The organism is Terrabacter sp. 2YAF2 (assembly GCF_052114705.1).
In the GTDB taxonomy this organism is placed as follows: Bacteria; Actinomycetota; Actinomycetes; order Actinomycetales; family Dermatophilaceae; genus Terrabacter.
In genome coordinates, this window is sequence record NZ_JBFRFG010000009.1 from 96,912 (window position 1) to 113,925 (window position 17,014).

Below are 17,014 nucleotides of genomic sequence, written 5' to 3' on the forward strand. Positions count from 1 at the left end.
TCGCCCCGGTTCCGCTCAGCCGCCCTGCTTGTCGGCGCTCAACCACACGTTGGCCGGGTCGAAGTTCTGGAGCGACGGCACGTAGACCGCGCCCTGCACCTGGGACGCCCGGTAGTTGGCCTGGACCGGGTTGGTGATCGGGAAGAACGGAGCGTCCTTCATGACCTGCTGGTCGGCCTGCGCCCACATGGTCGCCGCCTCGTCAGTCGTCTTCGCCGAGTTCGCCTGCGCGATGAGGGTGTTGGCGGCGGGGCTGTCGTAGAGACCGTAGTTGCTGCCGCTGGGCGGGAAGGACACCTTCCCGGAGAAGAGCGGGTTGAAGAACGACACGGCCGCGTTGCCGTACCAGTCGGAGCCCCACCCGGCCGTGGCCAGGTCCCAGACGCCCCGCTGGGCGACGGTGGGCACCTGCAGGTACTTCGTGTAGAAGTCGGCGTTCGGGGAGGGCACACCGACGACGGTGACGCCGATCTTCGACAGGTCCTGCTGGAGGGTCTGGAAGGTCTTGCTGCTGCCCTGCGATGCGTTGCGGTAGAGCATCTTGAGACTGAGCCCGCTCGGGTAGCCCGCCGCCGCGAGGTCGGCCTTGGCCTTGGTGGCGTCGTAGGGGTAGAGGTCGAAGTTCTTCTCACCACCGACGATGACCGGGGGGAGGACGTGGCTGAGGGCCTGGTTGACCTTCGGGCCGCCCAGCACCTGGATGATGTTCGTGCGGCTGATCGCCTCGGAGAGGGCCTGACGGACCTTGACCTTGCCGAGCGCCCCGTTGGCGTTCGGTGACACCGTGTTGAAGACGACGTAGGGGTTGGACGACGAGCTCGGACCGAGGCTGAGGTTGGGGTCCTTCTTGGCGATGAGCGCGGGGACCTGCGAGGGCGGCGGGGCGACGTCCCATTCCATGTCAGCAGTGGGCGTGCCGGTCTGCAGCTGTTGCTGCACGGAGTCCTGGGTGATGGTCTCGTTGATGAGGACCTTGTCGACGTACGCCTTGCGGATCGGGTCGGTCGAGGCGGTCCAAGCGGGGTTGCGGACCAAGGAGATGCTCTTCGTCGGCGCATACGACTCGATCATGTAGGGGCCGTCGGAGATCGTGTGCTGCCCGAGCTCGGCGCTCGCCGGGACGTACGCGTCGTACTCCTTCGGGGCGGCCGAGAACGCAGTCAGGGTCAGCATGTCGGGGAAGAAGCTGGCCGGGTGTGTCAGCTTGAACACGACCGTGAGGTCGTCCTTGGCGACCACACCGGGCAGGTTGGTCCCCTCGAGGTAGGACGAGATGGCGGCGGCAGTGTGGCCCACCTTCTGGAACCCGTCGCAGAAGCTCTTGAACCCCACGATGAGGTCGAGGTAGTCCGGCAGGCCGCCGAACGGCTGCACGGGGTTGCACGTGCGCTTCACGCCACGGACCACGTCGGCTGCCGTCACCTGGCGTGCCGGCGAGGTGCTCCACTTGGCGCCCGGTCGGATGGCAATGGTGTACGTCAGCCCGTCGCTGCTCACGCCCTTGCCGGCGGTTGGCATCTCGGTGGCGAGGTCGGGGACCGCCTGGGTCACCTGACCGCTCTGCGCGGGGTAGGTGAACAGCTGCCGGCTCCACAGCCGCAGGCCGAGGTAGCCGACGCTGTAGTAGCTGATGTTGGGGTCCATGTAGTCGACGTCGCCGGCGCCGAGCATGTTGAGGGTCCCGCCCCTGACCGCGGCCGCTGCAGACCCCGAGCCGCCGGGCACCGTGGTGCCGCCGGTCGACCCGCCGCTGCACGCCGCGAGCCCGAGGCTGATGGCGCCGACGGCCGCCACCCAGGGGAGCGCCCTGGTGTTCCGTGTCATGAGGTCCCTCTTCCGTGACGGGCACGAGTGCCGCTTCGGCGCTCGCCACAGGCGGTGCCGCTTCCACGCTAGGCACACCTGTCACACGGCAACGGCGCTTTCCGGAGCCGACACAGGAGTGCAACGGGACCGTCATGGGGTCCGGCCGTGGGTGACGGTTTGGTGACAGACGTCATGGACGGCGTGGGGCCGGGCGATACTTGGCCCATGACGCGGCGCGTGCTGCTGGTCGAGGACGATGCACGAGTCCGGCGCGTCCTGCGGCTCGCGCTGGAGGACGAGGGCTTCTCCGTCACCGAGGCCGCGGACGGGGGCCAGTGCCTCACCGACCTGGCCGAGGTCGACCCCGACGTCGTGCTGCTCGACCTCATGCTCCCCGACACCGACGGCTTCTCCGTATGCCGTGAGATCCGGCGCTCGAGCAGCGTGCCCGTCATCATGGTGACCGCTCGAACCGACAGCCACGACGTCGTCGCGGGACTGGAGTCCGGCGCCGACGACTACGTCACCAAGCCGCTCGTCGCGCGGGAGCTGACGGCGCGCATCCGAGCCATGCTCCGCCGGGTCGAACCGGCCGTGGACCACCGTCCGCGCCGCGTGGTGGTCGGAGATCTGGCGATCGGCCTCGACGACGGTGTGGTCACCCGCGACGAAGAGCGAATCCCCTTGACCCGCACTGAGTTCCGGCTTCTCGTGGAGCTTGCCGTCGCCGACGGGAGGATCCGCAGCCGCGAGGAGCTCCTCGACCGGGTCTGGGGCTACGGCTACTTCGGTGACAGCCGCATCGTCGACGTGCACATCCGCCGGCTCCGGACCCGGATCGAGCCCGATCCCGCCAACCCGAGGTATGTCGTGACGGCACGCGGTCTGGGCTATCGGCTGGCGATCTGAGTGCACGGTCTGCGCTCGCGGGTGACCCTGGCCTTCGGGCTCGTGTCGCTCGCCGTGTCGGCCCTGCTCGCCCTGCTCGTCTGGACCGTCGTCTCGACCTACCTGGTCGACCAGCGCGAGACGGTGGCCGTGGCCGAGGGCGAGCTCGGTCGGACCGTGGTCGAGGACGGCCTCGTCGCCCGGGCAGGGCTGGTCACGGCCCCGCTCGACGGCCTGCCGACCGCCGAGTCGACTGCGTCGATGTGTCTCGTCGGGGGGGAGTGGTACTCGACCTCCCCCCGGGTCGGGGCGTCGGACCTCCCGGTCGCCCTCGTCGACGCCGTGACCAGTGGCCAGGAGTCGACGCAACGGATCCAGGTCGGCGGCCAGCTCCTCCTGGCGGTGGGGGTGCCGCTGTCCCCGGCCCACGCGGGCTTCTTCGCGGTGTTCCCGTTGAGCGACCTCGACCAGGCCCTGCGGACGTTGTCGACCGCACTCGTGCTCGGTGCAGCGCTCACAGCCGTCCTCGGCGCCTGGATCGGTCGCAGCGCGTCCCGACTCGCCCTGCGACCGCTGGCGGAGCTGGGCAGCGTCGCGGCGGCCGTCGCGGAGGGACGCCTCGACGCGCGCCTGCAGACCGGTGACGACCCGGACCTCGGTCCCCTGGGTGCGTCGTTCAACCGGGCCGTGGCCGAGCTCGAGCACCGGGTGGCGGCGGACTCGCGCTTCGCGGTCGACGTGAGCCACGAGCTGCGAACCCCTCTGACGACCATGCTCAACTCGATGCAGATCATCAAGAACCGAGAGGCATCCCTGCCGGTCTCGGTGCGTGAGCCGTTCGACCTGCTCGCGGAGGAGCTCGAACGCTTCCGCGTGCTCGTCGTCGACCTGCTCGAGATGGCCCGGCACGATGCCGGCCAGGGTCTCCTGCTCGAGGAGGTGAACCTGGCCGAGCTCGTGCGGACGGCCGCCGACCATGCAGCGGGCCGACCGGTGACCGAACCCGCCGGGCCACTGACGACGAGCGTGGACAAACGTCGCCTCGAACGCGTCGTCGCCAACCTCGTCCACAACGCCGAGTCCCACGGCGGCGGCGTCACGGCAGTCCGGCTGCTCCGACGGGGAGGGACCGCGCGGATCGAGGTGGACGACACCGGCCACGGAGTCCCACCCGACCAGCGCGGCCGGATCTTCGACCGGTTCGCCCGGGGCCCGGGCCCGGCCGGCAGCGGGGGGCTCGGGCTCGGCCTGGCCATCGTCCAGCGCCACGTCGCGCTGCACGGCGGCTCGGTCGGCGTAGAGGACCGTCCGGGAGGAGGCGCGCGGTTTGTCGTCGAGCTGCCGATCACCGATGGCTGAGGGACGACGTTGGCGACGAGGACGCCGGGCCCCGGGCGTCGTCGTCGCCACCTGCCTCGTCGTGCTCGGGCTCGGGTCCGCCTGCACCCTCGGCCCACAGGACGCGCCGGTCGCGGTCCCCGGGCGAGGCGCGGTGACGGCGTCGGCCGCCGGCCCGCCGACCGCGGTGCCGCTGACGATGCAGGCCTACCTGCTGCGTGGCGAACTGCTCTCGCGGGTCGAGCGGCAGGTACCCGAGGGATCGGGCATCGGTCCGGCACTCGCGGCGCTCGCCATGCCGCTGTCACGGGACGAGGTCGCCCAGGGCCTTCGGACCGCGCTACCGCCCGCGACCGTGGCGCTCGTGGGCCGGTTGAACGGCACGCAGGTGGCGCTCGTCGACGTGCCCCAGGGCTTTGACCGCCTGTCCGCGCGCGACCAGGTGGCCGCCCTGGCTCAGATCGTGTTCACGGTTACGGCAGACACGGTCGCCACGGGGGTGCAGCTCGTGCAGGGTGGGCGGGTCATGCCGATGCCCGACGCGAGCGGGCAGCTCCGCTCCCGCCCACTCAGCCGGGCCGACTTCGCCGCCCTCGCGCCGACGTCGTGACCCCGGGAGGATGCGTGCACCCGCAAGGAGGGTCGCCGCATACGTCCTCCCCGTCGATGGGGAGCGAGCCGCCTACAGTTGGTCCATGGAGCGGCGGATCTTCGGGATCGAGAACGAGTACGGCGTGACCTGCACGACGCAGGGCCAGCGGCGCCTGACTCCGGACGAGGTCGCGCGCTACCTCTTCCGCCGGGTCGTCGCGTGGGGGCGTTCGAGCAACGTCTTCCTCGGCAACGGCGCGCGCCTCTACCTCGACGTGGGCTCCCACCCGGAGTACGCCACGGCCGAGTGCGACTCCGTGCGTGAGCTCGTCGTCCAGGACAAGGCGGGCGAGCGGATCCTCGAGGGTCTCGTCGAGGACGCCCAGGGCCGCCTGCGCGACGACGGTGTGGAGGGCGAGATCTTCGTCTTCAAGAACAACACCGACTCCGCCGGCAACTCCTACGGCTGTCACGAGAACTACCTCTACGGGCGGTCCGGCGACTTCCAGCGGGTCTCCGACATGTTCATCCCGTTCCTCATCAGCCGGCAGATCATCTGCGGAGCCGGCAAGGTCGTCGCGACGGCCCACGGCGCGAGCTTCGCCGTCAGCCAGCGGGCCGACCACATCTGGGAGGGCGTGTCGTCCGCGACGACTCGCAGCCGACCCATCATCAACACCCGCGACGAGCCGCATGCCGACGCCGAGAAGTACCGCCGCCTGCACGTCATCGTCGGTGACTCCAACATGTCCGAGACGACCAACCTGCTCAAGGTGGGCAGCGCCGACCTCGTGTTGCGGATGATCGAGGCGGGCATCGTCATGCGTGACCTGTCGATGGAGAACCCCATCCGCGCCATCCGCACCATGAGTCACGACCCGAGCGGTCGTGCCACCGTGCGGCTCGCCAACGGACGCGAGCTGTCGGCCCTGGACATGCAGCGTGAGTACCTCGACAAGGCCGTCGAGTTCATCGACCGCGAGGGCATGGACAGCCCGGACACGAAACAGGTCATCGACCTCTGGGGCCGGGCCCTCGACGCCATCGGGTCGGGTGACCTCGACGCCATCGACACCGAGATCGACTGGGTCATCAAGCACCGCCTCATCGAGCGCTACCGGGCCAAGCACGGACTTTCCCTCTCGGACGCCCGGATCCAGCAGATAGACCTCGCGTACCACGACATCAACCGTCGGCGCGGGCTCTTCTACCTGCTCCAGCGACACGGTCGAACGGCGCGCGTCGCCTCCGACGTCGAGATCTTCGAGGCGAAGGTCCGCCCGCCCCAGACGACGCGAGCCAAGCTGCGCGGCGACTTCATCCGGGCCGCCCAGGCCCACGGCCGCGACTTCACCGTGGACTGGGTGCACCTCAAGCTCAACGACCAGGCCCAGCGCACCGTGCTGTGCAAGGACCCGTTCCGTTCCGCGGACGAGCGGGTCGAGCGCCTGATGGAGACGATCGACCGGTCCCCGACCATCCAGCGCCCGCTCTGAGACCACCCCCACGACCACCCCCACGACCACCCCTCACGAGCACCCCCGCGGGTGACCGAGCACCCCGGGTGCCGGGTCACGGCAGGCCGTTCCCACCTGTCAACGCGCTGTGCATCACGCACAAGGGTGGGGGTTACAGTGGCTGGGATTTGCCCAGCGGGACCTCCACGCCCGCCCGCCCCGACCGAAAGTCTTCCCCTGTGCGTCCCAACCGCCCAGCCGCTAGCGCGGCCGTTGTCCTGATCGCTGCCCTCGGGCTCACGACCGTCGCCGCCTGCGGGTCGAGCTCGTCCGGGTCCACGAGCACCTCGACCTCGAGCGTCGCCGCTTCGACCGCCCTCAAGGGCGTGTCTGCGACCGGTGCCGTCGACCTCAAGACGGCGCCGAAGGTGACGATCGGCACCACGCCGATCAGCTCCAAGGCCGTCGAGCACAAGGTGCTGACCCCGGGCACCGGCACGGCGGCGACCAAGGCCGACACGGTGCGCCTGCGCGCGCAGATCTTCAACGGCACGAGCGGCAAGCTCATCGACGACGGCTTCTCCGCAGGCCGCTCGGTGGAGGGCTACCGTCTCGGCCGCTCCGACATCGTGGCCGGCTTCCTCGAGGGCCTGGTCGGCGCCACGAAGGGCAGCCGCATCGCCTTCACGATCCCGCCCGAGAAGGGCTTCGGCTCCGCCGGCAACGAGCAGCTCGGCGTGAAGGGCACCGACACGATCGTGGTCGTCGCGGACATCGCCGACGTGCACACGCCCCTGACCAAGGTCGACGGCACCCAGACGGCGGCGCCGGCGGGCCTGCCCACGGTGGAGTTCAAGAACGGACCGACCAAGGAGCCCACGGTCACGGTGCCCAAGACCGCTGCCCCGACGACGACGCAGCAGGCGACCCTGATCCAGGGCACCGGGGCGACCGTCGAGAAGGGCCAGACGATCAGCGCCCAGTACCACGGCGTCCTCTGGAAGGACGGCAGCGTCTTCGACTCCTCGTGGAAGCGTGGCGCGGCGGCCGACTTCCCGATCGGTGTCGGCCAGGTCATCCCCGGTTGGGACAAGACCCTCGTGGGCAAGAAGGTGGGCAGCCGCGTGCTGCTCGTCATCCCGCCGGCCGACGGCTACGGCAAGGCCGGCAGCCCGCCGAAGATCTCCGGCACCGACACCCTCGTGTTCGTCGTGGACATCCTCGACGCCTACTGAGCAGCAGCGGGACCGGCGACCCGGTCGCCACCTGAGTCTTCTGAGTCACCAAACGAAAGGGAAACGCAGCATGGCACTCGACCCCAACCGCACCAAGCCCGAGATCGAATTCCCGGAGGGCGACGCGCCTGCCGACCTCGTCGTCGAGGACCTCATCGTGGGTGACGGTCGTGAGGCGAAGGCGGGCGACACGGTCAGCGCCCACTACGTCGGCGTCGCGCACTCCACCGGTGAGGAGTTCGACTCGTCCTGGAACCGCGGCAGTGCGCTCGACTTCCGTCTCGGCGTGGGCATGGTCATCGCCGGCTGGGACAAGGGCATCGAGGGCATGAAGGTCGGTGGCCGGCGCAAGCTGACGATCCCTTCGCACCTCGCCTACGGCGAGCGCGGCGCGGGCGCCGCCATCAAGCCCGGCGAGACGCTGATCTTCGTCGTCGACCTCGACGACGTGCGCTGAGCGCACCCGACGTCCGGCCCTGAGGGCTCAGCGACCAGCGAGCAGCATCCGGGCGGCATACCGCCCCGCGACGGCCGCGCCGAGGAATCCGGCGCGGTCGTCGTCGTATCCGCGGCCCATCGTGCGCAGCGGGACCGGCACCTCGCGCAGGGCCAGGTCGAGACCGTCGGTCTCCACCTCGTGGAGCGTGAGGCGACCGGCGCTCGTGGCCGCCAGTGCACGCGCCTGGTCGAGCACCAGTGCCCCGACGCTCCCCGGCAGGAGGGGGACCGGCACGTCGGCGGGCACGAGCGACACCCGTCCGTATGCCGTGAGGCTGTGGTGCGAGACCCCGCGGTGCCGCTCGCGCGGGTCCGCCTCGGAGATCCGCAGCGAGCAGACGGGCCGGCCCCCCAGCGTCCCCGCCGCGTTGACGGCCTCACCGGCCGAGGTGCCCGAGAAGCCCCAGCGCGTGCCCGTGCCGAGGTTGCCCGGTCCCTGCGACACGACGACGACGTCGGCGCCGACGACGTGGTGCGCGGCCAGCAGGCCGGTGTGGACGTTGACGGCCTCGAGGTCACCGCCGAAGGCCTGCCCGACCGTGATGGACGCCTCGAGCCAGCCGGACGACCTCAGGCCGGCCACCGTGCGGGAGAAGTCGAGGGGGAGCGCGCCGCCGTCGGTCATGACGTAGGCCACCCGTACCGACGGCACGGCCGCTCGCAGACCCGCCAGCACCGCCGGGAGGGCCGAGTGGAGGTCCGCGACGACGACCGGCAGGCCGGCGAGGTCGTCGGCGTCGGCCAGGACGGCGTGGTGCTCGCTGTCCTGCTCGTCGACGCCGAGCACCATCGTCTGCGAGGGCGTGTAGCGCGCCTTGACGACGTGCCCACGCACCGCGGCGACGTCGTCGACGGGCCGGGGGAGCGCGTCCGGGGCCGCGACGACGATGGCGAGACCACCCGTGCCGAGACCGCGCTCGAGGGCCGTCGTGTTGAGCAGCACCGCGGTGCCCGGACCGAGGCTGCCGACGACCTCGACGTAGCCGAGCGCACGGACCACGTCACCGGAAGCGAGGCGGACGGCATACTCGACCGCCCCCGCCCAGCGGGAGCGGACCTCGACGACGACACCCCGGCGCCACTGGATCATGGGGTGACCCTATTCGATCGCATGTTCGGGTAGCGTCGGACTGCCCCCACGCGCCGCTGCCCCTTCAGGAAGGTCTCGATGAGCCCTGCGTCTGCCTCGGCCGACAAGACCGAACGGCTGCTCAACCTCATCCTCGCGCTGAAGTCCGCGCGGCGACCGGTGTCGAAGCAGAAGATCCGCGAGTCGCTGCCGGCCTATGCCGCCGCGACGTCCGACGAGGCCTTCGACCGGATGTTCGAGCGCGACAAGGACGAGCTGCGCGAGATGGGGATCCCCATCACGACGACCGTCCTCGACGTCCTCTTCGACGACGAGGTCGGATACCGCATCGACGCGAGCGAGACCACGCTGCCGGCCATCAGCTTCGAGCCCGACGAGGTCGCTGCCTTGGCCCTGGCCGCGCGGGCGTGGTCGACGGCCAGCATCTCCGGCGCCGCGTCGGCGGGCCTGCGCAAGCTGCGCCTCTCCGGGGTCGAGATCGACGAGTCGGTCGCCGCCGGCGCCGAGCCGCGCATCCGCACCAAGGAGCCGGCGTTCGAGGCCGTGCACGCGGCCGTGACGGCCCTGCAGCCGATCACCTTCGACTACCGCAAGAACGACGGGGAGCTGACGACGCGCCACGTGCAGCCGTGGGCGCTGAAGAACTGGCACGGCCGCTGGTACCTCACCGGTTTCGACGTCGACCGCGGCGACGAGCGCGCGTTCCGGCTCAGCCGCTTCGAGGGCACCGTCCGTCGCAAGGGCAGGGCGGGGTCGTATGCCGTCCCGTCCGACCACGTGCCCGAGGTGGCCCTCGAGGCGCAGCCGCCCGAGCCCGAGGGCACCGCCGTCGTGCGCGTGCGCCACGGGCGCGGACACACGCTGCGCCGCTCCGCCCAGCGCACCACCGAGGTCGACGAGCAGTGGGCCGAGATCGAGGTGCCGTACCGCCGCGGCACGACCGAGCGCGACGTCGTGGCCCTGGGCACGCACGCCATGGCCGTGTCGCCGCCCGAGCTCGTCGAGGCCGTCCGCTCGGCGCTGCGGGCAGTCGCCCGGGCACACCACGCGTCAGCACGGGCAGGCGCAGCCTCCGTGCTCGAGACGTCACGATCGGAGGCACCGGCATGAGCGGTTCGAGACGGCCGGCAGCACGTCGACCGGCCGAGACGGCGACGCAGCGCCTGGGGCGCCTGCTCGACATGGTGCCGTGGCTGCTCCAGCACCGCGGGGTGCCGATCTCCGAGGCCGCGCGCGAGTTCGGTGTCGACGAGGACCAGGTCGTGGAGGACCTCGAGCTGCTGTTCGTCTGCGGCACGCCGGGCTACGGCCACGCCGAGCTCATCGACGCCCAGTGGGACAGCGGCCACATCTACCTCGACAACGCCGACGACATCGCCGCTCCCATGCGTCTGACCCGTGACGAGGCGGTCACCCTGACGGCCGGTCTGCAGGCCCTGGGCTCGACGCTGGTGGGGTCCGACGTCGCCGAGCGCACGCTCGACAAGATCCGGGTGGCGGCGGCGACGGGCGTCGGCGAACCGACGGGTCGCATCGACCTCGACCTCGACGACGGCAGCCAGCACCCGGCCATGGAGACGCTCAAGGACGCCTTCACGCGCGGCCGGCGGGTGCACCTGCGCTACTACGTCGCGACGCGCGACGAGTCGACCGAGCGCGACGTCGACATCATGCGCATCCTCAACCTCGACGCGCAGTGGTACGTCGAGGGCTACTGCCACCGCGCCGAGGACGTCCGGCTCTTCCGGCTCGACCGCATCGAGGACGTCTCCGTGCTCGATGTCGACGGCACGCCACCGCGGCAGGCGCGTCCCCGGGACCTCGACGACGTGTTCGTCCCCGGTGAGAACGACCTCACTGTCGTCATCGAGGCAAGTCGCTGGGCGGCCTGGATCGCTGACTACTACCCCAACGAGGGGGTCGAGCGTGGGCCTGACGGTTCGCTGCGGGTCACCCTCAAGGTCGCCGACCCGGCTCTCGTCCGGCGCCTCGTGCTGCGCCTCGGGGGAGAGGCCCGGGTCGTCGAGCCACCGGAGCTCGTCGACGCGGTGGCCGACGAGGCACGGTCCGCGCTGGCGGCCTACGGCGAGCCCGGCTGAGCGCCGTCCTCCCGCACGGCCCACAGGTCAGGTTCACCGGGCGCACGTATGCTGGTCACCTGCAGCACCGAGGCTGCACCATGACGGTTCCGATCCGGACCGGACTTCGACGAGGAGACGTAACCATGCCCAACCTGGGTGCCCCCGAACTGATCATCATCGCGGTCGTGCTCATCGCCTTGTTCGGCTGGAAGAAGCTCCCCGACATGGCTCGCAGCCTCGGCCGTTCCGCCCGGGTCTTCAAGTCCGAGGTGGACGAGCTGAAGAAGGACGGCAAGCCGGTCCCCAGTGACGCGGCGCGGACCACCGTGCCCGGCGACGTCGTCGACGCCGACGCCGAGCGGCGTGCCGCGGAGGCCCGCCTTGCCGATGCAGAGCGCCACGCCGCAGAGGCCCGCGCGGAGGCCGACCGCCTGCGTGCCGCCACCCCGGCCGCGACGACGACCCCCACGCCGACTCCCACGCCGACCCCGATGCCGACGAGCAGCACGGACGACGTCCGTCGCGACTCGACGTTCTGAGTGGGTCGGGTCCCGGACCTGTCACACGGACTCACCTGAATGCCGTCACTGCGACGCCAGCGCGACCCCGAGGGGCGGATGTCGCTCGGCGACCACCTCCGTGAGCTGCGCAACCGCATCACCATCAGCGCCATCGCCATCGTCATCGGTGGCGTCGTCGGCTGGATCTACTACGACCGCATCATCAGTGCCCTGACCAAGCCCCTGCGGGACCTGCAGGTCGGGCGTGGCGGCGTCGTCAACATCAACTTCGCGGGGATGACCGACGCCTTCGCGCTCCAGCTGACGACGTCGCTCTCCGTCGGCCTCATCATCGCCTCGCCGATCTGGCTCTTCCAGATCTGGGGCTTCATCGTCCCCGGGCTGACGAAGAAGGAGAAGCTCGTCGCGCGGCTGTTCGTCGTCGCCGCGGTGCCGCTCTTCCTCGCCGGCTGCCTCTTCGCGTTCATCATGGTGCCCAAGGCCGTCGCGGTCCTGCTCGGTTTCACACCCCCCGGGGCCTACAACCTGCAGGACGGGTCGCAGTACCTCAACTTCGTGCTGAAGTTCATCGTCGCCTTCGGCTGCGCCTTCCTGCTGCCGGTCTTCCTCGTCGCGCTCAACCTCGTCGGCGTGCTGCCGGCGAGGGCGATGCTCAAGGGCTGGCGTCCGGCCGTCATGGTGATCCTCGTCTTCGCGGCGGTCATGACCCCGACGCCCGACGCGTACACCATGCTCTTCCTGGCCACGCCCATGGTGGCGCTTTACTTCGCCTCGGTCGGCGTCGCCTTCCTGCTCGACCGCCGCAAGGAGGAGCACAAGCCCGACTGGTTGGACGTCCCCGACGACGAGGCGTCCTCCCTGTAGCGTGCGGGTGTGTCCCACCGTGTCGCCCTGGTCGTCAACCCCACGTCCGGGAAGGGCCTGGGACAGGTGCTGGGCGCGCAGACGCGGCAGCTGCTCCTCGAGGCCGGGCACGAGGTCGTCGACGTGTCGGGCAGCGACTACCACGAGGCGCGGGACCGGGGACGAGGTGCCGTGGACTCCGGCGCCGACACGGTGGTCGTGGTCGGCGGCGACGGCATGGTGCACCTCGGGGTCAACCTCTGCGCCGGCACGTCCACCCGGCTCGCCGTCGTGGCGGCCGGCACCGGCAACGACTTCGCGCGCAACCTCGGCCTGCCCGTCCGCGATGCGCGGTCGGCGGTCGCGCTCCTCACCGACGGGCGCACCCGCCGGATCGACCTCGGGCGCGTCAGCAACGGCGTCGGGGGGGAGACGTGGTTCGGCGGGGTGCTCGGTGCCGGTTTCGATGCCGTCGTCAATGCGCGGGCCCAGCGGATGAGGTGGCCACACGGACAGATGCGCTACAACCTCGCGGTGCTGCGCGAGCTGCCCGTCTTCCGGCCCATCCCGTATGCCATCGAGCTCGACGGGCGCCGCATCGAGACGCGCGCGATGCTCGTGGCGGTCGCCAACACGACGTCGTTCGGGGGCGGCATGCGCGTCTGTCCGGACGCCGACGTCACGGACGGGCTCTTCGACGTCATGATCGTGCACGCGCTGTCTATCGCGGCGTTCCTCCGGGTCTTCCCCAAGGTCTACTCCGGGACGCACATCACCCATCCGGCCGTCGAGATCCAACGCGCCCGGCGAGTTCGCTTGGAGGCGAGCGGTATCCACTCACAGGCCGACGGCGAGATGTTCGCCGACCTTCCCATCGACGCCGAGGTCGTGCCCGGTGCCCTGCGCGTCGTGACCCCCAAGGAAGTGCTCTCATGATCGCCACGTGGCCGAGGCTCGCGGAGTTCGCCGCCCGACTCGAGTTCCCGCTCGACGACTTCCAGACGGAGGCGTGTCGCGCCGTCGAGGAGGGTCGCGGTGTCCTCGTGGCGGCGCCGACGGGTGCGGGCAAGACGATCGTCGGCGAGTTCGCCGTGCACCTGGCCCTCGCGACCGGGCGCAAGGCGTTCTACACGACGCCGATCAAGGCACTGTCGAACCAGAAGTACACGGACCTCGTCCGCGTCCACGGCGCCGACAAGGTCGGCCTGCTCACCGGTGACGCGTCGATCAACGGCGAGGCGCCCATCGTCGTCATGACGACCGAGGTCCTGCGCAACATGATGTATGCCGGGTCGACCACCCTGCGCGGGCTCGGCTGGGTCGTCATGGACGAGGTCCACTACCTCGCCGACCGGTTCCGTGGGGCGGTGTGGGAGGAGGTCATCATCCACCTGCCGCCCGACGTCAGCGTCGTGTCCCTGTCGGCCACCGTGAGCAACGCCGAGGAGTTCGGCGCCTGGCTCGGTGAGGTGCGGGGCGACACCGAGGTCATCGTCTCGGAGCACCGGCCCGTGCCGTTGTGGCAGCACATGATGGTCGGTCAGACGCTCTTCGACCTCTTCGTCGAGGAGCGCGACGCCCGTGAGGACGACGAGCACTTCGTCGCCGCGCCCGGTCGCTACTCGGTGGCCGTGAACCCCGACCTCGTCCACGCCATCCGCGGCTCCGAGGGGCGCGGCGCGTGGGACTCCCACTGGGTCAGCTCCCGCGGGGGCCGGGACAAGGGCCGTCCGCGCGGCAAGGGCGGCGCCCGTGGCGGTTCCGGGGGAGCAGGGCGCGGCGGTCGTGACGACTGGTCCGGGCGCGGCCGCCGGGGCAACGACGCACCGTCTGGTCGTGGTGGCGACGCCGGGCGCGGCTTCTCGCGCGGCGGACGTCCCGGTGGCGGTGCGACCCGTGCCGAGGTCATCGAGCGCCTCGAGCGCGAGGGCCTGCTGCCCGCCATCACCTTCATCTTCAGCCGGGCCGGCTGCGACGGTGCCGTGGGCCAGCTCCTGTCGAGCGGCATGCGCCTCATCCCCGAGTCCGAGGGAGAGGCCAACCGGCGCCTCGTCGAGGAGCGCATCCAGGGCCTGGCCGAGGAGGACCTCACGGTGCTCGGCTACTGGGACTTCGTCGACGGCATCTCTCGTGGCTTCGCCGCGCACCACGCCGGCATGCTGCCGACGTTCCGCGAGATCGTCGAGGAGCTCTTCACCGCCGGTCGGGTTCGGGCCGTCTTCGCCACCGAGACGCTGGCGCTCGGCATCAACATGCCGGCGCGCACCGTCGTGCTCGAGAAGCTGGTCAAGTTCAACGGTGAGAACCACGTGGACATCTCACCGGCTGAGTACACCCAGCTGACCGGGCGGGCCGGCCGGCGCGGCATCGACATCGAAGGCCACGCCGTGGTGCTCTGGAACCGTGGTCTCGACCCTGCGGGGGTCGCCGGCCTCGCCTCGACGCGCACCTACCCGCTGCGCTCGAGCTTCCGGCCGACCTACAACATGGCGGTCAACCTCGTGCGGCAGTTCGGTCGCGAGAGCGCCCGCAAGATCCTCGAGACGTCCTTCGCCCAGTTCCAGGCCGACCGAGCCGTGGTCGGCTTCGTCCGAACGGTCCGGCGCAACGAGGAGGCTCTCGCCGGCTACGCCGAGCAGATGACCTGTCATCTCGGCGACTTCACCGAGTACGCCGCGATCCGCAACGAGATCCGCGACGTCGAGAAGGAGGGCGCCAAGGCCCGGTCCGCATCGATGCGGACAGCGGCGGCGATCTCCCTGGAGGAGCTGAAGATCGGCGACATCGTGCGCATCCCGGCAGGACGGCACAGCGGTCTGGCCGTCGTCGTCATGCCGAACCGCGGTGGCAGGGGAGAGTCGGCGTCGCCGGCCGTCGTCACCGAGGACCACCAGCTGCGTCGCCTGACCCTGCACGACGCCCCCACCCCGCTCGAGCCGCTCGGCTCGATGCGGGTGCCCAAGCAGTTCAACGCCCGCAACCCCAAGGCCCGCCGCGACCTCGCCGCGACGCTGCGGGCGACGATGCCGCACGACCCGCCGCCCCGACGGCGCCAGGCCGACGTCGACCCGACGGACGACCGGGTCGACGTGCTGCGCCGGCAGCTGAGGGCGCACCCGTGCCACCGCTGCCCCGACCGCGAGAACCACGCCCGTTGGGCGGAGCGCTGGTGGCGCCTGCGGCGCGAGACCGACGGCATCCAGCGCAAGATCGACGGCCGCACGAACTCCGTCGCCAAGACCTTCGACCGTATCTGCGAGCTGCTCGTCGAGATGGGCTACCTCGGCGACGGCGGACAGACGATCACCGCCAACGGTGACCGGCTGCGCCAGCTCTACACCGAGAAGGACCTGCTCGCGGCCGAGTCGCTCCGCGAGGGAGTGTGGCGCCGCCTCGACCCGCCGTCGCTGGCGGCTGTGGTCTCGACGCTCGTGCACGAGCCGCGCCGCGAGGAGGGTGGCCTCACCCCGCGGTGGCCCAACGACGACGTCCGCGAGGCGTACGACCGGATGATCCGGATCTGGTCCGACCTCGAGGACGCCGAGGGCGCCCTGGCGCTGCCCCGGACGGGTATGCCGGACGGTGGCCTCGCCTGGGCGATGCACCGGTGGGCGAGCGGGCAGCGGCTCGAGGACGTCCTGCGCGGGACCGACCTGGCCGCGGGCGACTTCGTGCGCCGGTGCAAGCAGGTCATCGACCTGCTGGGACAGCTCACCGACGCCGCGGAGCCGGACCTGGCGACCACGGCCCGGCGGGCGAGCGACAGCGTGCTGCGCGGTGTCGTCGCGGCTGACCGGCTGGACTGACGGCGGCGGTTCCCGGTGGCGCCGCGATTGTCGCCGCGGCAGTGGAGTCGGTTATGGTTGCGTCACCGGTCGGCGTTTTTGGTGCTCGTGTGTTCGCACGCTCGCAAGGAACGCATTGCGAGCGCAACTGTTTCTTCAGGGTTTCTGGAGTGGTCGCGTCTCTGCCGGCCGCGGGTCGCTGACAATCAACGGCTCACTTCCACCCAAAGGAGAAAACATGGCACAGGGAACCGTCAAGTGGTTCAACTCGGAGAAGGGCTTCGGCTTCATCGCCCCGACCGAGGGTCCCGACGTCTTCGTCCACTACTCGGAGATCACGGGCAACGGCTACCGCAGCCTCGAGGAGAACCAGGCCGTCGAGTTCGACGTCGAGCAGGGCCCCAAGGGTCCGCAGGCGATGCGCGTCCGCGCTCTCTGATCACTCGCTGATCTCGGCGGACCCACAGTCCGCACAAACGAAGGCCGGTCCCCCAGGGGGGACCGGCCTTTCGTCTTGTCCGGGCGGAGGCGCCTCAGCCGGTCAGAGCCGCGTCAGCCGGTCGAACGGGCTGTTGACGCGGACCACGCCGGACTCGAAGCGCAGGGTGACGGTCTCGGGACTGCAGGCGACCACGACACCGAGGCCGTGGCGCAGGTGGGAGACCCGGTCACCTACCGAGAACTGTTCGATGTCGCGAGCCGGAGCCGGCCTGAACGGGCTGCTGGAGAGATGGCGACGGCGGTCTGGAGTTCCGTGGTTGGGCACCCTTCAGTATGCGCCATTTGACGGCCAGGTGGTGACCCGCGAGTGGCTGTGAGACGCTCGGCCCTCACGGGGGCGGTCGAGACGTGACCGTACCGTGACCGCTCCGGAGGCCCTC

Annotated in this window: 16 protein-coding genes; 13 read left to right on the top strand and 3 right to left on the bottom strand. The window is 70.7% G+C overall.

What is annotated here, in order from left to right; genetic code table 11:
* Positions 1-15: 15 nt before the first annotated feature.
* Positions 16-1,824: an ABC transporter substrate-binding protein gene (locus AB4030_RS12475; RefSeq protein ID WP_442279540.1), complete on the bottom strand. Its 1,809-nt coding sequence runs from the start codon at positions 1,822-1,824 to the stop codon at positions 16-18.
* A gap of 207 nt (positions 1,825-2,031) precedes the next feature.
* Between AB4030_RS12475 and AB4030_RS12480 the strand changes: the two genes are divergently transcribed.
* The 6 genes from AB4030_RS12480 to AB4030_RS12505 all read left to right on the top strand — a co-directional run bounded on the left by AB4030_RS12480 (position 2,032) and on the right by AB4030_RS12505 (position 7,772).
* Positions 2,032-2,715, top strand: a complete 684-nt coding sequence (locus AB4030_RS12480) for a response regulator (RefSeq protein ID WP_442279541.1) — start codon at positions 2,032-2,034, stop codon at positions 2,713-2,715.
* 21 nt (positions 2,716-2,736) lie between these two features.
* The gene (locus AB4030_RS12485) at positions 2,737-4,053 is read left to right on the top strand and encodes an ATP-binding protein (protein WP_442279542.1); all 1,317 of its coding nucleotides are present in this window, start codon (positions 2,737-2,739) and stop codon (positions 4,051-4,053) included.
* A complete protein-coding gene (locus AB4030_RS12490; protein WP_442279543.1) occupies positions 4,046-4,642 on the top strand; it encodes a GerMN domain-containing protein in 597 nt (198 codons plus the stop codon). Before AB4030_RS12485 ends, AB4030_RS12490 begins: the two co-directional genes overlap by 8 nt.
* Before the next feature lie 85 nt (positions 4,643-4,727).
* Complete coding sequence (gene pafA / locus AB4030_RS12495; protein WP_442279544.1) at positions 4,728-6,119, top strand: Pup--protein ligase; 1,392 nt, start codon at positions 4,728-4,730, stop codon at positions 6,117-6,119.
* A gap of 200 nt (positions 6,120-6,319) precedes the next feature.
* A complete protein-coding gene (locus AB4030_RS12500; protein ID WP_442279545.1) occupies positions 6,320-7,315 on the top strand; it encodes an FKBP-type peptidyl-prolyl cis-trans isomerase in 996 nt (331 codons plus the stop codon).
* Positions 7,316-7,385: 70 nt separating this feature from the next.
* On the top strand, positions 7,386-7,772 hold the full coding sequence (locus AB4030_RS12505; RefSeq protein ID WP_442279546.1) for an FKBP-type peptidyl-prolyl cis-trans isomerase: 387 nt from the start codon (positions 7,386-7,388) through the stop codon (positions 7,770-7,772).
* Between the two features lie 27 nt (positions 7,773-7,799).
* Here the strand turns inward: AB4030_RS12505 and AB4030_RS12510 are convergent, their stop codons facing one another.
* Positions 7,800-8,903 carry a DUF3866 family protein gene (locus AB4030_RS12510; RefSeq protein ID WP_442279547.1) on the bottom strand — a complete coding sequence of 368 codons (1,104 nt, stop codon included), beginning with the start codon at positions 8,901-8,903 and terminating at the stop codon, positions 7,800-7,802.
* Positions 8,904-8,981: 78 nt separating this feature from the next.
* On the opposite strand from AB4030_RS12510, the gene AB4030_RS12515 reads away from it, so the two are divergent.
* From AB4030_RS12515 to AB4030_RS12545, 7 genes are all read left to right on the top strand, one after another.
* On the top strand, positions 8,982-10,013 hold the full coding sequence (locus tag AB4030_RS12515) for a helix-turn-helix transcriptional regulator (RefSeq protein ID WP_442279548.1): 1,032 nt from the start codon (positions 8,982-8,984) through the stop codon (positions 10,011-10,013).
* Positions 10,010-11,002 (top strand): helix-turn-helix transcriptional regulator, encoded by a 993-nt coding sequence (locus tag AB4030_RS12520; protein ID WP_442279549.1) that lies wholly within the window; start codon positions 10,010-10,012, stop codon positions 11,000-11,002. Before AB4030_RS12515 ends, AB4030_RS12520 begins: the two co-directional genes overlap by 4 nt.
* Before the next feature lie 125 nt (positions 11,003-11,127).
* On the top strand, positions 11,128-11,523 hold the full coding sequence (tatA, locus tag AB4030_RS12525) for a Sec-independent protein translocase subunit TatA (protein ID WP_442279550.1): 396 nt from the start codon (positions 11,128-11,130) through the stop codon (positions 11,521-11,523).
* A gap of 39 nt (positions 11,524-11,562) precedes the next feature.
* A complete protein-coding gene (tatC, locus tag AB4030_RS12530; protein ID WP_442279551.1) occupies positions 11,563-12,369 on the top strand; it encodes a twin-arginine translocase subunit TatC in 807 nt (268 codons plus the stop codon).
* Between the two features lie 9 nt (positions 12,370-12,378).
* The gene (locus AB4030_RS12535; RefSeq protein ID WP_442279552.1) at positions 12,379-13,284 is read left to right on the top strand and encodes a diacylglycerol kinase; all 906 of its coding nucleotides are present in this window, start codon (positions 12,379-12,381) and stop codon (positions 13,282-13,284) included.
* Positions 13,281-16,154 (top strand): DEAD/DEAH box helicase, encoded by a 2,874-nt coding sequence (locus tag AB4030_RS12540; protein WP_442279553.1) that lies wholly within the window; start codon positions 13,281-13,283, stop codon positions 16,152-16,154. The genes AB4030_RS12535 and AB4030_RS12540 overlap by 4 nt, the downstream gene beginning before the upstream one ends.
* A gap of 217 nt (positions 16,155-16,371) precedes the next feature.
* Positions 16,372-16,572 (top strand): cold-shock protein, encoded by a 201-nt coding sequence (locus tag AB4030_RS12545; protein ID WP_020144233.1) that lies wholly within the window; start codon positions 16,372-16,374, stop codon positions 16,570-16,572.
* Between the two features lie 102 nt (positions 16,573-16,674).
* On the opposite strand, the gene AB4030_RS12550 is transcribed toward AB4030_RS12545, so the two are convergent.
* Positions 16,675-16,899, bottom strand: a complete 225-nt coding sequence (locus AB4030_RS12550; protein WP_442279554.1) for a hypothetical protein — start codon at positions 16,897-16,899, stop codon at positions 16,675-16,677.
* Positions 16,900-17,014 lie beyond the last annotated feature (115 nt).

Coding starts and splice junctions, on each gene's coding strand:
- AB4030_RS12475 (WP_442279540.1), bottom strand. CDS start 1,824: ATGACACGGAACACCAGGGCGCTCCCCTGGGTGGCGGCCGTCGGCGCC.
- AB4030_RS12480 (WP_442279541.1), top strand. CDS start 2,032: ATGACGCGGCGCGTGCTGCTGGTCGAGGACGATGCACGAGTCCGGCGC.
- AB4030_RS12490 (WP_442279543.1), top strand. CDS start 4,046: ATGGCTGAGGGACGACGTTGGCGACGAGGACGCCGGGCCCCGGGCGTC.
- pafA (WP_442279544.1), top strand. CDS start 4,728: ATGGAGCGGCGGATCTTCGGGATCGAGAACGAGTACGGCGTGACCTGC.
- AB4030_RS12505 (WP_442279546.1), top strand. CDS start 7,386: ATGGCACTCGACCCCAACCGCACCAAGCCCGAGATCGAATTCCCGGAG.
- AB4030_RS12510 (WP_442279547.1), bottom strand. CDS start 8,903: ATGATCCAGTGGCGCCGGGGTGTCGTCGTCGAGGTCCGCTCCCGCTGG.
- AB4030_RS12515 (WP_442279548.1), top strand. CDS start 8,982: ATGAGCCCTGCGTCTGCCTCGGCCGACAAGACCGAACGGCTGCTCAAC.
- AB4030_RS12520 (WP_442279549.1), top strand. CDS start 10,010: ATGAGCGGTTCGAGACGGCCGGCAGCACGTCGACCGGCCGAGACGGCG.
- tatA (WP_442279550.1), top strand. CDS start 11,128: ATGCCCAACCTGGGTGCCCCCGAACTGATCATCATCGCGGTCGTGCTC.
- tatC (WP_442279551.1), top strand. CDS start 11,563: ATGCCGTCACTGCGACGCCAGCGCGACCCCGAGGGGCGGATGTCGCTC.
- AB4030_RS12540 (WP_442279553.1), top strand. CDS start 13,281: ATGATCGCCACGTGGCCGAGGCTCGCGGAGTTCGCCGCCCGACTCGAG.
- AB4030_RS12545 (WP_020144233.1), top strand. CDS start 16,372: ATGGCACAGGGAACCGTCAAGTGGTTCAACTCGGAGAAGGGCTTCGGC.